Source organism: Exiguobacterium acetylicum (assembly GCF_019890935.1).
In the GTDB taxonomy this organism is placed as follows: domain Bacteria; phylum Bacillota; class Bacilli; order Exiguobacteriales; family Exiguobacteriaceae; genus Exiguobacterium_A; species Exiguobacterium_A abrahamii.
The window spans coordinates 2569738-2583155 of the sequence record NZ_CP082333.1; the positions used below are offsets into that span (position 1 = coordinate 2569738).

General features: G+C 42.5%; 13 protein-coding genes and 1 other annotated feature. Of the genes, 2 read left to right on the plus strand and 11 right to left on the minus strand.

From position 1 onward, the window contains the following. Nucleotides 1-7 precede the first annotated feature (7 nt). On the plus strand, nt 8-670 hold the full coding sequence (locus tag K7G97_RS13375; protein ID WP_223040760.1) for a DUF2225 domain-containing protein: 663 nt from the start codon (nt 8-10) through the stop codon (nt 668-670). Nucleotides 671-757: 87 nt separating this feature from the next. Beyond that, complete coding sequence (locus K7G97_RS13380) at nt 758-2497, plus strand: sensor domain-containing diguanylate cyclase (protein ID WP_223040761.1); 1740 nt, start codon at nt 758-760, stop codon at nt 2495-2497. A gap of 52 nt (nt 2498-2549) precedes the next feature. On the opposite strand, the gene K7G97_RS13385 is transcribed toward K7G97_RS13380, so the two are convergent. From K7G97_RS13385 to K7G97_RS13435, 11 genes are all read right to left on the minus strand, one after another. After that, a complete protein-coding gene (locus K7G97_RS13385; protein ID WP_169738097.1) occupies nt 2550-2726 on the minus strand; it encodes a hypothetical protein in 177 nt (58 codons plus the stop codon). Between the two features lie 27 nt (nt 2727-2753). After that, nucleotides 2754-3107 carry a hypothetical protein gene (locus K7G97_RS13390; RefSeq protein ID WP_223040762.1) on the minus strand — a complete coding sequence of 118 codons (354 nt, stop codon included), beginning with the start codon at nt 3105-3107 and terminating at the stop codon, nt 2754-2756. Then, nucleotides 3104-3472 carry a flagellar export chaperone FliS gene (fliS, locus tag K7G97_RS13395; protein WP_035410054.1) on the minus strand — a complete coding sequence of 123 codons (369 nt, stop codon included), beginning with the start codon at nt 3470-3472 and terminating at the stop codon, nt 3104-3106. The genes K7G97_RS13390 and fliS overlap by 4 nt, the downstream gene beginning before the upstream one ends. Nucleotides 3473-3486: 14 nt before the next feature. Then, nucleotides 3487-5055, minus strand: a complete 1569-nt coding sequence (fliD, locus tag K7G97_RS13400) for a flagellar filament capping protein FliD (protein WP_223040763.1) — start codon at nt 5053-5055, stop codon at nt 3487-3489. A 17-nt stretch (nt 5056-5072) separates the two neighbouring features. After that, nucleotides 5073-5429, minus strand: coding sequence for a flagellar protein FlaG (locus tag K7G97_RS13405; RefSeq protein ID WP_223040764.1), 357 nt, complete (start codon nt 5427-5429; stop codon nt 5073-5075). A gap of 180 nt (nt 5430-5609) precedes the next feature. Beyond that, nucleotides 5610-6785 (minus strand): glycosyltransferase family 2 protein, encoded by a 1176-nt coding sequence (locus K7G97_RS13410; protein ID WP_223040765.1) that lies wholly within the window; start codon nt 6783-6785, stop codon nt 5610-5612. Between the two features lie 17 nt (nt 6786-6802). Continuing rightward, entirely contained in the window at nt 6803-8368 is a 1566-nt protein-coding gene (locus K7G97_RS13415) for a tetratricopeptide repeat-containing glycosyltransferase family 2 protein (RefSeq protein ID WP_223040766.1), read from the minus strand. Between the two features lie 106 nt (nt 8369-8474). Continuing rightward, nucleotides 8475-9350 carry a flagellin Hag gene (gene hag / locus K7G97_RS13420; protein ID WP_223040767.1) on the minus strand — a complete coding sequence of 292 codons (876 nt, stop codon included), beginning with the start codon at nt 9348-9350 and terminating at the stop codon, nt 8475-8477. 215 nt (nt 9351-9565) lie between these two features. Further along, nucleotides 9566-10849: a methyl-accepting chemotaxis protein gene (locus K7G97_RS13425; protein ID WP_223040768.1), complete on the minus strand. Its 1284-nt coding sequence runs from the start codon at nt 10847-10849 to the stop codon at nt 9566-9568. 164 nt (nt 10850-11013) lie between these two features. Beyond that, nucleotides 11014-12522, minus strand: a complete 1509-nt coding sequence (locus tag K7G97_RS13430) for a peptide ABC transporter substrate-binding protein (RefSeq protein ID WP_223040769.1) — start codon at nt 12520-12522, stop codon at nt 11014-11016. A gap of 98 nt (nt 12523-12620) precedes the next feature. Beyond that, nucleotides 12621-12858 (minus strand) — a binding site (T-box leader). Nucleotides 12859-12920: 62 nt separating this feature from the next. Then, nucleotides 12921-13313: a hypothetical protein gene (locus K7G97_RS13435; RefSeq protein WP_223040770.1), complete on the minus strand. Its 393-nt coding sequence runs from the start codon at nt 13311-13313 to the stop codon at nt 12921-12923. Nucleotides 13314-13418: the final 105 nt, after the last annotated feature.

Sequence of the window (13418 nt, forward strand, 5' to 3'; positions counted from 1 at the left end):
CCCCTACATGCCAGACTTATATCTTAAAAAGTGCATCTGCCCCTACTGCTTGAAAACGACGGAGACGAAACGTGTCCTGTCGCGACATATCCGTGTTGCCTCGACCGACTTTGATGGCTTCATCCGCCATCAAGGCGTCAATGTCTATCTCTATGAACCGATTCAGTGTAGCCATTGTCGGTTTTTCTTCCACGAGTCGTTCGGAAAGTTATCGCCGGACGTTCGAGCTACCTTACTAGATCATATCCTGCCAACGCTTCCTGTCTTACCGTTTGCTGGTACGGAGCGGACGATCGAACAGGCAATCCAGCTCTATAAGCTTTGTCTCTACACGGCTCAAGTGACGGAGCAAAAGCCAGCGATCCAAGCAATGCTCGGCGTTCGTCTGTCCTGGTTGCATCGCTTAACCGGTCAACAGAACGAAGAACAACTTTGGGCGAGTCGAGCGATTGAGAAATATGTCTCTCTTTACGACAACTACACATCCGTCAAAGAGAGCGGGATTCCAGAAGACGTCCTTCTATTGCGGATCGCGGACCTATACGCTGTGACGAAAGACACAGACACGGCCCGCCTCTGGTACAGTCGGTTGTTCCAAAGCAAGACGGCGACCGACAAAATCAAAAAAGACGCACGTAGCCACTGGGAATGGGTGCAAGAGCAGGACTGATCCTTGTTCGTCATCAGACGGGACAAGGATTTTTTTCACCGCTCGTCGAAAAGAGCCAACACACTGTTTCAGGAAAGGAGGTCCGCGATGCGACCAACGTTACCGATTCTTTATTTACTGATCACCTACGGGCTGATGCTACTTGTCAGCGGAACACCGTTCGTTCCGCTGGTCGCTGTTCTTGCGACGCTACTTGCTGTGACGTTCGTCGCGATTCAAGCCAGGCGTTGGTTCTTCCCGAAGCACTCGGAACGCTCGGTCGGCATCGCGATTCTCTTGTTCGCAAGTGGTCTCTGGATCAACTTTATCCTGACCTTCTTCCCGCACCCGCCGGAAGTCGACTCTGTTGCCAACTTGACATTGACCGCCTTCCTGATTCTGACCGCCATCGCCTTTACCCGGTTGATCGACTGGTCTTCGATTCGCCATGCACGGCTACTCTATATTGACGGTGTGCTCTTATTCGGGATGGTCTTCGTCTTTGGTTATACGGTCATCCTGCGACACTTACCAACGTTCGCACGCTCTGACATCGAATTCGTCGCTATGCTCGGCTATGCGATCAGTTTCATTGCGCAGTTGTTCTTCTTTTTGATTTTGTATGCGACAGGACTTCGTGGATTGGCACACAGACGACTGATTCAGGCGATGATGCTATTCATCTTGGCGAACTTCGGTTATTACACATTCTTCATTCGTGATGAGTTGACGTTCGCTGCTTGCTTCTTCCCGCTCTATGCGGTCAGTTTGTTTGAGCTAGCTGTCTACTTTAAGGACGTGCCACCGAAGCAACCGGCACGCGACCGACTCGGACGACCGTATTTGCCGTATATCAGTCTGCTTGTTCTGTTGACGGGCATCACGTTCCTTCCGATGGCGCAAGATGTCTACTTCCCGACGCTAATCATCTTGTTCTCGTTATTTATGTTCCGGCAATTTTTCTCCGAACGTCTCAATCGTCAGTTACTAACGGAACTCGAGACGTTCGAAGTCGATCTGACACACCGAATTGACCGCCATACCACACAACTCGAACTCCGGAAGGAAGAGTATCGCCGCCTGTTCCTCGCCCACCCACAACCGATCATTCGTTTCGACGGCAATGGGCATGAGAAAGCGATGAACCCGGCAGCAGAACGTTACTTCCCGCACGGCTATGTTCCTGATGCCTTAGTCGATCAATTGATTGCGGCATTTCTGAAACTTGAAACCGGTGAAAAACAGCTGTTGATGCGCCCCGTCGACGGACGGACGTTCGAAGTGACGTTAATTCCGATTCCGGGTGAAGCGGATTTGTACGTCATTCTGTCTGATTTGACGGAAGCCTTATCACAAGAAAAATGGCTCCAGGAACTCGGTTATCACGATGCCTTGACGAAACTTCCGAATCGCCGGTATTTCGAGGATCACCTTGGAGCGCAGCTCGCAACCTTAACCGAAGGATCGCTTCTATTCATTGATCTTGACGGCTTTAAGCAGATCAATGACCGCTACGGACATGACGCTGGAGACTATGTCTTGCAGGAGACAGCACGTCGCTTGCAGCTCGATTTAACGCAAGATGATGTAGCAGCGCGACTCGGTGGAGATGAGTTCATCGTTTTCCTCGCCCGCAGTCGCACGGAGACGATCACCTACGCTGAGAATGTCCTCCTTCGCTTGAACGATCCGTTCTTCTTTGACGCGACTGCTATGCAGGTCACGCCGTCAATCGGCATCGCCCGTTATCCAGACGATGGTCGGACGACAAGTCTACTCTTGATTCGCGCCGACGAAGCGATGTACACCGTCAAGCAAGAAGACAAGAACGCCTACCGCTTTAAATGAACGGCAAAATGCCCCGTCCACAGAAATGGACAGGGCATTTTTTGTCATGAGCTTACGACTCACGACGATATTTTTCTTCTTCATAGGCATCCGGTGCATCGGAGACAGGGCGTTCGAATTCTTCCCATGATTCCGATTCAACGTCCGGTTCAATAAACTGATCGTACGAGCCGTCCGATTGGAAATACGGCTGCGGTACGGGACGCTTCTTGTCTTCCCGCTTGGTCACGAAAGATCCCTCCCTCACACAAGAAAGTTACTGACGAGAATCAAAATACGGTGAAAAACTATGATCGACTTCCTCGTACGGATCGACGTACGATTTACGACTCGTTTGCGTCTGACGCAACTGACTGATTTGTACCCCTAATTTAGCCGTTTCCGCTGATAATTTCAAGTCGATTTTTCGACTATCAGCGACGAGTTCCTGGATGACGGCTTGATTGGCACCAGCGAGCAGATTCGAGTGTGCCGCGATGAATGCTTCTCGTTCGTTCAGCAGACCTTGAATCTTCTCGATCCATTCGTCATACGTCTCTTCATTCGGCGTTTGATCAAGCAGTTCAATCAGCCGTTTCGTCTTCAGGCAAAGCGGATCGAGCGGACTCATCGTTGCCGTGCGAGTTTCATCGCTTCTTTCCACGTCTCGCGGAATTCTTCGGCAAAGCCGATCACTTCATCAATTGCAACGAGATCGTTTTTTACGTTCGCATCAATTAAACGCGTTTGCATATAGTCATACAAACTGTTCAAATCTTTTGACAGGGCAATCGATTGATTGAGCGTCAGTTGCAACTCACTGATGATGGCTTGTGCCTTTTGGATATTCGTATTTTTTTGTTCAATCATCTTCTGTTCGATCGCACGTTTCGCAAGCATCGAGAATTTGATCAATCCTTCATATAACATTAGTGTTAAGTCTTGAGGTAACGCTGTCGTTACCGAGTTCGTCTGATACGTAGCATAAGGGTTCATTGCGTTTCCTCCTTTTATCCTTGTCCGAGATAGCCGGCAAGCGTCGCTGATTGACTGTTTGCTTGGTTCATCGCTTGTTCCATTGCCGCGAATCGGCGATAGTAACTGTCTTCTTTTCGTTTTAACTTGTCTTCCCACGACAACATGCTCTTATCGAGATCAGCGAGTGATTTCCCGAGTCGATATGTCGTCGCAACCGCTCCGTCCCGTCCAGCAACACCGGAAATCTTATCGCGGAGTGTTGTCGCAAAGCCTTGAATCTGGCGAACGAAACCGTCAATTCCGTTTTGACTTGGAACTGGATTACCTTGCCCATCCTTCGTCGGTTCCGGGGCGTCAGCAGTAAACAGTTTAAAAACACCTTCCGGCTGTTCTTCAAGCATCTTCTTCAGTTTCGTCTCATCGATTTTTAGCTTACCACCGTCACGGAAATCACTCGTTGAAGTAATTCCGATTTGTGACAAGTACTGGAGTTGGATCGTATCCGTACCTGACGTATACGAGTAACCCGTATCGATTTTCGACGAAATCGCACTCCGAAACTGATTCATGCCGTCCTGTAAGTAGCTATCGTTTTTCAACACACCACTCATCGCTTTTTCTTCCCACTTCTTAACTTCGTCCTCACTCAATTCTTTGCGCTGGGCATCCGTCAATGGCTGGAAATCACGATATTTCTCTTCACGGACTTTTTTGTTCATCTTATCGATGACGTCGTTGTATTTATCGACGAAGTTTTTGATCGAATCAAAGTTTTTCTGTGTATCCAGTGCCGTATTGATCGTCGTCGCTGTCGTCGTGACATTGTTCAAGGTAATTGTCAGACCGTTTTGCGTGAACGTATTCGTAGTCTGTTCGAGTTGTTGTCCACCAATCGTGTATTTAGCGTTCTGCCCTTCACGACCGAATGTTGCATCCTGTGAATTAACCTTTGCAGTATTATCTGATGCATCGACGATCGAAATATCTGCACCTGCGGGATTTAGGTTACCAGTACTCGTTTTTGTTAAAACAAGTTTTCCTGTTAAATCATTGAACACAGCGTTCATCCCAAGACTTGTTTTACCATTGATTGCTGCTGTTAAGTCAGAAATCTTTTGCGTTGCGTCCAGTTGCAGTGTCTCCGTCACGGCTTTGCCTGTTGCATCGAACGTATTGATCTGGACATTGATTTTCCCATCCGCATCTTTCGTGAACAATCCACTTTCTTCAAGTGTTGCGTCACTTTTCTTCCCAGTTGCTGCGACCATAGTCACCGAGGCCGCACTAGCCAGTTGATCAATACTGTCAATTGTCACACTACCGGCTGACGCCGCTGGACTTGCTGTCACCGTTAACGCCGTCGGATTCGAACTCGTAACGATCTTGGTTTGATAATTCTTCGACAACAACATGTCGCCTGCCGCTGTCCGGAAATCAAGCAATACTCGGTTCATTTCTCGATATGCATCGCGTTGCCAAGTTAGTGTCTGTTTTTTTTGAGATAACCGATCGACCGGCGCTCGTTCCGCCTGCATTAATTGTTTGATCATCGTTTCGGTATCAATACCACTCGCAAGACCACTCAGTCGAATGCCTGCCATACAATCAGTCCTTTCTATTAAATCCGTTTATCGATCAATTGATTAAACTCCATGAATGCCGCAAAAAAATCAAGTTCTTTTTTACTCGGAATTTCTTGTACGACGTTATTATTCGAATCAACGACTTGAATGTAATATTCGTTCAGCTGTTCATGTTTGACGAACTTCAAGCCGGTCCGTTGCAGTTCAAGTTTAATGTTTGCTTGTTCCATCGCTGTTTCGAGTTTCGTAATATGTTGGGGTGTTGGTAGGACAACGACTCCTTCTTCTGCAAGTGCTTCCTGATTCGCCTCCACAAACACATTTCGTGTCGCTTCGTACGGTAGTACGTTCGAAGGCAGATGAAGGCGAATTTCCGTATTGATGGAATTCATAGTCGTTCACTCCTAATTTAATGTCTTTACTCAATATATCGGTTATGGAATTAAAATTTTTGAGAGGAATAGATTAAAAGAACACTTAATTTTATTTATGAACTTTTCACTCACTTTTTCTTTTTATTACTTGAAAAAAAATGACTCCTAAACTGGAGCCATTTTGATCTTAAAATTTGGTTACTTTATCCTAGACATAAATTCTAAGTTAGATATTTTCCATTTATCTTTCTTATTTTCCAACTCGACTTTAAATAAATTACTTTCTTCTTCTTCATTTTCTTTTGTTACTATCTTATTGTTTATTAAGATACTAGCTTGAGAGTATTCTTTAGTTATCTTATCAATATTAAGAATATAAATTTTTGCTTTTACATTTATTTCTTTAATCCTCATATGATTTGCTTGTTCTGTTATAGCTCCTTCGATTATTTCGGTAAAATCCTTTGTAAAATAACTCTTCCATTCATTTATATAACCTTCTTTAAAGTCAAATGTCCCCAAATTCTTCAATCCGATAGTAATAGTTCTTTTCAAATTAAAAAAATCATAAGAAATTTCTTTTATAGCTTCTTTTATTTTTTTAGTTTTCAAATCTGATAATCTATACAAGTGGAGCGATGGATACACTGTATTGACAAACAGTTTATATCCTAAAGATTCTGCTCTTACACAAAAATGTCTATCTTCTCCCCATAAAGATAGATTACTTATTTCAGAAAAATTTACACCGTCAGAAATAGCTTTTTTACTAATCAATGTACACGCACCAAGACCTCCAACCCTATAAACACCAGGAATTCTCATTTTTCCGATAAATTCATTTCTTCGAATTACGATTTCTTCATTACTTAAATCTTCCCATCTTTTCTTCTCATATTGTTCGTATTGATCAAACATCCAAACTTGAGGTAATTCAGGAAAATGTGGTTGCCACTTAGTCCAAAATATATTTGAAATTATATCTTTTTTTGAACTAATTAATTCATTTAAAGTTTCTCGGTGAAGTAATAGATCTGAATCAACTAAAAAGACGTAATCAAATAAGTATTCTTCTCCCATTTTTAATATTATGTTTTTGTAATGAGCTACTTTCCAAATTAATTTTTCGTTCCAAAAATGTGTTTCTTCGTTTTTAATATATTCATCTTCATCTAAACTTTCATAAATAACTACATTTGATTGATTTTCAGAGAAATCTTTCAATATTTCTTTTGAATTTAAATCTTTATTATCATCAATAAAAAGATAATGAACTTCTACATTCAAAGTATTTAATAACAATAAACTATCTAAAAAATATTTTAAAATTTCTGGATCTTGATGTATCGGACTTCCGATTAATACCTTTTTCATTTATCTCATCCTTTAATTCACAAAAAATATAATTTTTTATCAATATACGTGCTGTATTCTTCAAAACATTTCGTTATATTTTTAGATTTATTTTTTAAAACAAAATCTTTTAAAAAAATCAACTTTTGAGAAGTTTCAATTTGACTAATTAATCTTTTTAATGACTTTAAAGTAGTTTTATTTTTTTCAATTGAATAGATAACTAATAAATCAATGTAATCAAAAATCCCTATTTTTAAAATCCTTTTAATAATTGCATCGTCAATTTCATTAATCACATAGATTAGATCCGTAATATTTTTTTCTATCATTAATGATTTTAATTGTATAGATTGAATTAAAATTAATGGCAAATCTTTTTTCTCCGAATGAATTTTTTGTTTTAATATTTTATTTACCTTCGGTTCTAGAATCGATCCGATTATCGTTATTTTCTGAAGTTCAGAAAACATATCATCTGAAAAAATTTTATTTTCGATAAAATGATATAATTCGTCTTCAGAAATTTCTAATGCAAGTGTTTCAATTAAAAACTTCCATGATTCTAAGTCCAATCGATTATACGCAATTGCTTTTGAAATTACGTTTACCGATTCATTTATCTGTTTATTTTCTCTATAGCTTCTGGCCAATAACTTTAATGGTTGTATCTTTGTATAATCTTCACTATATATAGTTTCAATAACTTCTCTTTTTTCATATAATTCTTCAAATTTTTCAATCGATAGTTTTGTGTTTTTTGTAATGTAATAGATATAAGCATCAAAATATAAAAATTCTCCTATATTTGGATACACTATCAAACAAGAATTAATAATATTTCTAGCATCATCAATTCTATTAACTTCTATTTGGCAACCTATCAACCTTACTAGTAAGTCCAAAATCCAATTGAGACTTTTATTATGTTCTTTTTTGTATGCAATTATATAATTATCTATAGCTAATTCTAATTTATTTATGCTTACTAATTCATTACCTAAATAATAATAATCAATAGGCAACTTTTCTTTAATACTATCTAATATGTATAAGTTTCTCGTTGATTTACTTTTTAAGCTTCTTTGCTGATCTAAATATCCGGAATGATAAATAATTAATTCACAATGATCCCTTATTAACTCAGTTGAAGTTTTACTTACTAAATGTTCATGTATTGGTCTATCGTATTTAATTTCACTATTATTTAAGTAAATTCTTTCATGATAATTTTGAGCTATCGATTCTCCGCTACTACCTAAAAAATTAATGATTTTTGGAATGAGAATATCACTTCTTGAATTAAATAATTGATTTTTAAATATTTTAAAATTATTTTCATCAATGTATTCATCTCCATCCATCACCAAAATCCATTTGCTTTTTGCAAAACTAGCAGCGTAATTTCTAGCTGAAGAGAAATCTTTCTCCCATTCAAATTCAAAGACATTTTTTGTATATTGCAAAGCAACTTTTTTTGTATCATCCTCCGATCCTGTATCAACGATTATAATCTCATCTACCAAATGTGCTATTGATTTTAAGCATCTTTTTAAATTGTTCTCTTCATTCTTTACAATCATACACAAAGAAATTAGTGCCATGCTTTCACCTCTTATTTAGGCTTATACTCATTTTAATAATCTTCTAAAAATATTATTAAAATGAGTATAAGTCTATCAAATTTAGATAGACTTATACTCAAAAATTTTATCTTAGAAGTTGTAAGACACCCTGTGGTTGTTGGTTGGCCTGTGCTAGCATAGCTTGAGCTGCCTGAGCAAGAATTGAATTTTTTGTTTGATTCATCATTTCTTTAGCCATATCAACGTCACGAACACGTGATTCTGCCGCTGTAAGATTTTCAGAAGAAGTTTTGAGGTTATTGATTGTATGTTCAAGACGATTTTGGTTAGCTCCTAATTTAGATCGTTCCGAAGATACTTTTTCAATCGCATCATTGATTGTTTTGATTGCTGTGTCAGCAGTAGCTCTTGACTCAAGTGCTCCACCTGAAGCAGTTGATTTTAACGATTGAATTGTTGAACCCGATGTAGTACCTAATCGTGCACTATCCATAGAAGAAATTGAAAGTGTGATGTCTTGACCAGAGTTCGCACCAATTTTGAAAGTGAACGACTGAGCGCTTCCAGTGAAACCACTTGCATTTTTAGCACCCAATAAGTTTTGAGTGTTAAATTCAGTATTTCCTGCAATACGATCAACTTCATCAACTAACTGATCAAGTTCTTTTTGAATTTCTCCTCGGTCAGTTGCAGTATTTGTATCGTTTGATGATTGAACTGCGAGTTCACGCATACGCTGAAGAATATCGTGTGTTTCGTTCAATGCACCTTCAGCCGTTTGAATCAATGAAATACCATCTTGGGCGTTACGTGATGCTTGGTCAAGTCCACGAACCTGAGCACGCATTTTTTCAGAGATTGCAAGACCAGCTGCATCGTCTCCGGCTTTGTTAATACGAAGACCTGAAGCAAGTTTCTCCATTGACTTACTTTGAGCTCCAGTTGCAGCTGCAAGTTTGTTGTGCGTGTTAAGCGCTGTTACGTTGTGATTGATAATCATTTTGATTTCCCTCCATAGGATAAAGTTTTTTGTCTCTTTGAAGATCCGTCTTCTCCGAGATGTGCCCCCTGGCCGGCCCAAGGGTGACACGGTGGATTTAGTCGATGACTGCTTCCACCCTATATATCGTCGTCCGTTCGAAATGTTTAACAACTTTCTTCAAAAAAATGCAAAAAAATCGTACATCCGGTTCGGACGTACGATTTTCTCATAGTTTATATACGCGTCGCGCCAGTCTCTTCCTGTAATTGCTCAGCTACCGCAACCAGTTCTTCCATCGCTCCATTGACTTCACCAAGCGATGCTGCTTGATGACTCGACGCCTGCAAGACTTGTTCCGCGTGCTTCGATGCTTCCTCAACCATCGCGAGAATATTCGCTGTCGTCAAGCCAACCTGATCAATCTCTTGATCCGATTTGACAACGAGCTGGTCAACCGATTTAACTCGTGAGTAGACGTTCTCTGTCGAATGATGAATCTCTTCGAACGACGAACCTGCCTGCTCGACGAGTCCGACACCGGTCGCGACTTCGCTTTGAACATCGGTCATCGCGTTCGCCGTGTCATTAACAAGACGTTTAACACCAGAAATCAAATCCGTGATTTCTTTTGCTGATGTCGCTGTTTGTTCCGCCAGTTTTTTGACTTCGGCAGCGACGACTGCAAAGCCACGTCCCGCTTCACCTGCCCGTGCTGCTTCAATCGATGCATTCAAACTGAGCAAGTTCGTCTGTGCTGAGATATCACTAATGACATCCGTAATCCGTGAGATTTCACCTGTCATATCCGTCAGACGACCGTTTAGTGTCGCTGACTGTTCCATTTTTTTCGAAATCATATGCATCGCCTCGACAGAATCGGTCGCAAGTGTCTTCCCGTTCTGGGCTTCTGTCTGCATGACTGTCGCTGATTTCAACGCTTCGTTCATCTCTTTTGCGACTTCATCCATCGTCCGTTTGACCGCACCGAGGGCGTCCATCGACAAGTAGGCTTGATCGACGTTTTCGTTCATCTTCGCGGATAGCTCTGCCATCGCTGAACGGATGCTTTCACCCGACGCATTCCCTTCCTGGACTGCTGCTGCGATCTCTTGTGCGGATGCTGTCAGCTTATCGCTTGAACTTCCCATCTGTGTCGCCTGTTTGCGGATATGTAAGACCATCACTTCGAGTTCATGCATCAGTTGGTCGACTTCATCGCCGCGCTTCGCTTCCTCGAAATCGACGTTGAAGTTGCCGTTTGCGACTTCGCGTGCCGTCTCTGTTGCCTTTTCGATCGCTTTGATCGGTTGACGTAGGATTAATTGTGTCAACGACGTCCCTATCAACGATAACAATAAGCCAATCCCTGCTCCAATCCAGATTGCGTTCGTATCCGCGACATCAAGTCCACGGTGGAGATAGAGCACGAGCTGAGCTGAGATACCACTCGTGATGACTGAAATGGCCAAGACCCAAAAGAATAACCGCACTTTCAAGTTGCTTCGTAATTTACGCATAACCGAAACTCCCTTTCCTATATCTTCTTTCACCGTCCTCTCTATCGGTTTCTTTTGTAACCGTTTTAAGTCAGTTGACCCGATTTTCAAAAACGATTCCCAGTGAGATGACAAAAGCACACCAAAAAGAGTGATGGACCAAATCGTCCATCACTCTCTCTTTCTTATTTCCGCTCAATCTCAACATATTTATATGAGATATCCGTTCCGACATTATGACGGGCGAGATTTTTGACTTCCGTGTTTTGCAAGAAGGCATTCTTCCGTTGATAGACCGGTGAGATTGCTTGATCGTCGAGCAACAAGCTTTCCGCTTTACTGAGTAACGCGAGACGTTTGTCTTGATCGAGTTCACTTTCAGCCTGTTTCAAGAGACGGTCATACTGTTTGTTCGAATAGTCCATCATGTTGAACGGGTTACCGGTCGTGAACAAGTTCAGGTATGTCGTTGCATCCTGATAGTCCGGAGCCCAGCTCGCGAGTGACAGGTCGTAGTCCCCTCGTCCTTCACGGGCGAGACGTTCTTTCTTCGGAAGTGATAACAGTTTCACGTCGACATTCTGCTTCTTCAACGCGCCTTGGATGTACTCCCCGATTTTTTTCGAGACGTCGTCATCTTCGATCAACATCGTCAACTCAAGATTTTGCTTCGCCAACACTTTGTTTGCCGCTGCTACATCATATGATGATTCGATTTGACGCGCACTATCGTATTTCGGATCAAGTTCTTTCGGCACGATATAATCCGCTGGCAGTGAACCGTTTCCAAGCAACGTTTCCGTCATCGCTTTTTTATCATATGCCGCATCGATTGCTTGGCGTGTTTCTTTATCCTTCAAAGCATCAGTCTTTTCGTTCATCCGGATGAAGAACATCCGCGAATCGCTGAACGTGTTGTACTCTTTTTGATCCTTGTACGTGACGACGTTCTCCGAGTTGAGTGGTGCGACATCGAGTTCACCGGACTCAAATAAGTTGATCGCAAGCATCGGATCTTTGATGATTTTGACGTCGACTTCGTCGATTTTGACGTTTTTTCGGTCTGCGTACTCAGCGTTCTTTGCGAGCGTATAGCCTTGCTCGGCTTGATATTTCTTGAATGTGAACGGTCCGTTGTAGACGTTCGTCTTTGGATCCGTTCCGAACTGGTCACCTTTTGCTTTGACGATATCTTCACGGACCGGCATATATGTGCCGAACGTCGTCATGCTGAGGAAGTATGGTGTCGGACGTTTCAGTTCGATTCGAAGTGTCTCGTCGTCGACCGCTGTCGTTTTTTCGACTGGCTCGAGCAAGTAAGCGAACGGTGAGTTCGTTTTGATGACACGCTCGAACGCATAACGGAAGTTCTCTGCTGTGACGGGCTTTCCGTCCGACCATTTTGCATTCGGGTCAAGCTTGAACGTATAGACTTTTCCGTCTTCAGAGACGCTATGTGATTTTGCTGCCGCCGGAACAAGTTCGTTGTTCGCGTCGAAGCGATAGAGTCCTTCATAGATTTGGTTGAAGATGTTTGACGTGATAGCGTCTGCCGGGTCAACCGACAGGAGGTCGTAACTCTCCATCGTATGCAGGACCTTTTTGTCCGCTTGTTTGTCCTCTGCTGGTTCTGTCGTTGCACATCCTGCTAATAGGACTGCCGTACTCGCCGCTGCGATCAATGTCTTTTTCATGTGTAGTGCCTCCTGAGAAATATGATGAGCGTTGGATGATTCGGCATACCTTGACGTACAATAAAAGGCGCCCTCTACGCATAGCTAACAGCTAATGCATAGAGGACGCCTGTATCCGCGCGGTGCCACCTCTGATTGAGACGAAAAATCGTCTCCACTTGTCGCTGGTCCAACAACCAGCTAGCCCGGTAACGGGGGCAACCGTCCTGTCTACTCAAAAGTTCAACAGGCTCTCAGCGGTCCATTCTCGTTCAGCTTACCGTGTCAGGCTCTCACCATTCCTGACTCGCTTGGTCGGCAGTGTTGACGATACTTACTCCGCGTCGTCGATGTAATTGATATGGCTTAACTTGTTGTTTACTTTACACGGCTTGTTTTTCACTGTCAACGAAAAAAACTCAGAACGGATGATCTTCTTGTTTTTCTTGCTCCCGACGGACCGGACGTGGTCGAATCGGTTCGACGTGTTTGACATGTGTTCGTGTAACGATTCGGTTACTGAGTGCTGCATCCACGAGAATCGTGATTGCTGCTGCCATGTGTAAGAGCATCCCGACGACCGGAATGACACCGACCGTTGATGCGACGATCCCGACGATGTTCCCTTTTGAGACATTCCCGGCACGTGCCGTCAATACGACGACGACGATGTGAAACGCGAGCATCAACCACAGGGCATTATAACCTGAGAAAAAGACGATTGAACCACCTATGAGCGGAATCCCAAGCACCGCTTCCATTCCACCTGATACCCACTTCAACGTCCGCAATGAATCCTGTCGACTCTCCATGACGTCGCCTCCTCTTTTTTTCCATATGTCTAGTATACGACGGATTGCAGAAAAGGTTCCAACGTTTTTGTTTAGTTTCTGTATTAATCATCATAAAAAAGAACG

Bases quoted from the DNA above. Each gene is read 5' to 3' on its own strand.
- K7G97_RS13375 (WP_223040760.1), top strand. From the start codon at position 8: ATGCCAGACTTATATCTTAAAAAGTGCATCTGCCCCTACTGCTTGAAA.
- K7G97_RS13380 (WP_223040761.1), top strand. From the start codon at position 758: ATGCGACCAACGTTACCGATTCTTTATTTACTGATCACCTACGGGCTG.
- K7G97_RS13390 (WP_223040762.1), bottom strand. From the start codon at position 3,107: ATGAGTCCGCTCGATCCGCTTTGCCTGAAGACGAAACGGCTGATTGAA.
- fliS (WP_035410054.1), bottom strand. From the start codon at position 3,472: ATGAACCCTTATGCTACGTATCAGACGAACTCGGTAACGACAGCGTTA.
- fliD (WP_223040763.1), bottom strand. From the start codon at position 5,055: ATGGCAGGCATTCGACTGAGTGGTCTTGCGAGTGGTATTGATACCGAA.
- K7G97_RS13405 (WP_223040764.1), bottom strand. From the start codon at position 5,429: ATGAATTCCATCAATACGGAAATTCGCCTTCATCTGCCTTCGAACGTA.
- K7G97_RS13410 (WP_223040765.1), bottom strand. From the start codon at position 6,785: ATGAAAAAGGTATTAATCGGAAGTCCGATACATCAAGATCCAGAAATT.
- K7G97_RS13415 (WP_223040766.1), bottom strand. From the start codon at position 8,368: ATGGCACTAATTTCTTTGTGTATGATTGTAAAGAATGAAGAGAACAAT.
- hag (WP_223040767.1), bottom strand. From the start codon at position 9,350: ATGATTATCAATCACAACGTAACAGCGCTTAACACGCACAACAAACTT.
- K7G97_RS13425 (WP_223040768.1), bottom strand. From the start codon at position 10,849: ATGCGTAAATTACGAAGCAACTTGAAAGTGCGGTTATTCTTTTGGGTC.
- K7G97_RS13430 (WP_223040769.1), bottom strand. From the start codon at position 12,522: ATGAAAAAGACATTGATCGCAGCGGCGAGTACGGCAGTCCTATTAGCA.
- K7G97_RS13435 (WP_223040770.1), bottom strand. From the start codon at position 13,313: ATGGAGAGTCGACAGGATTCATTGCGGACGTTGAAGTGGGTATCAGGT.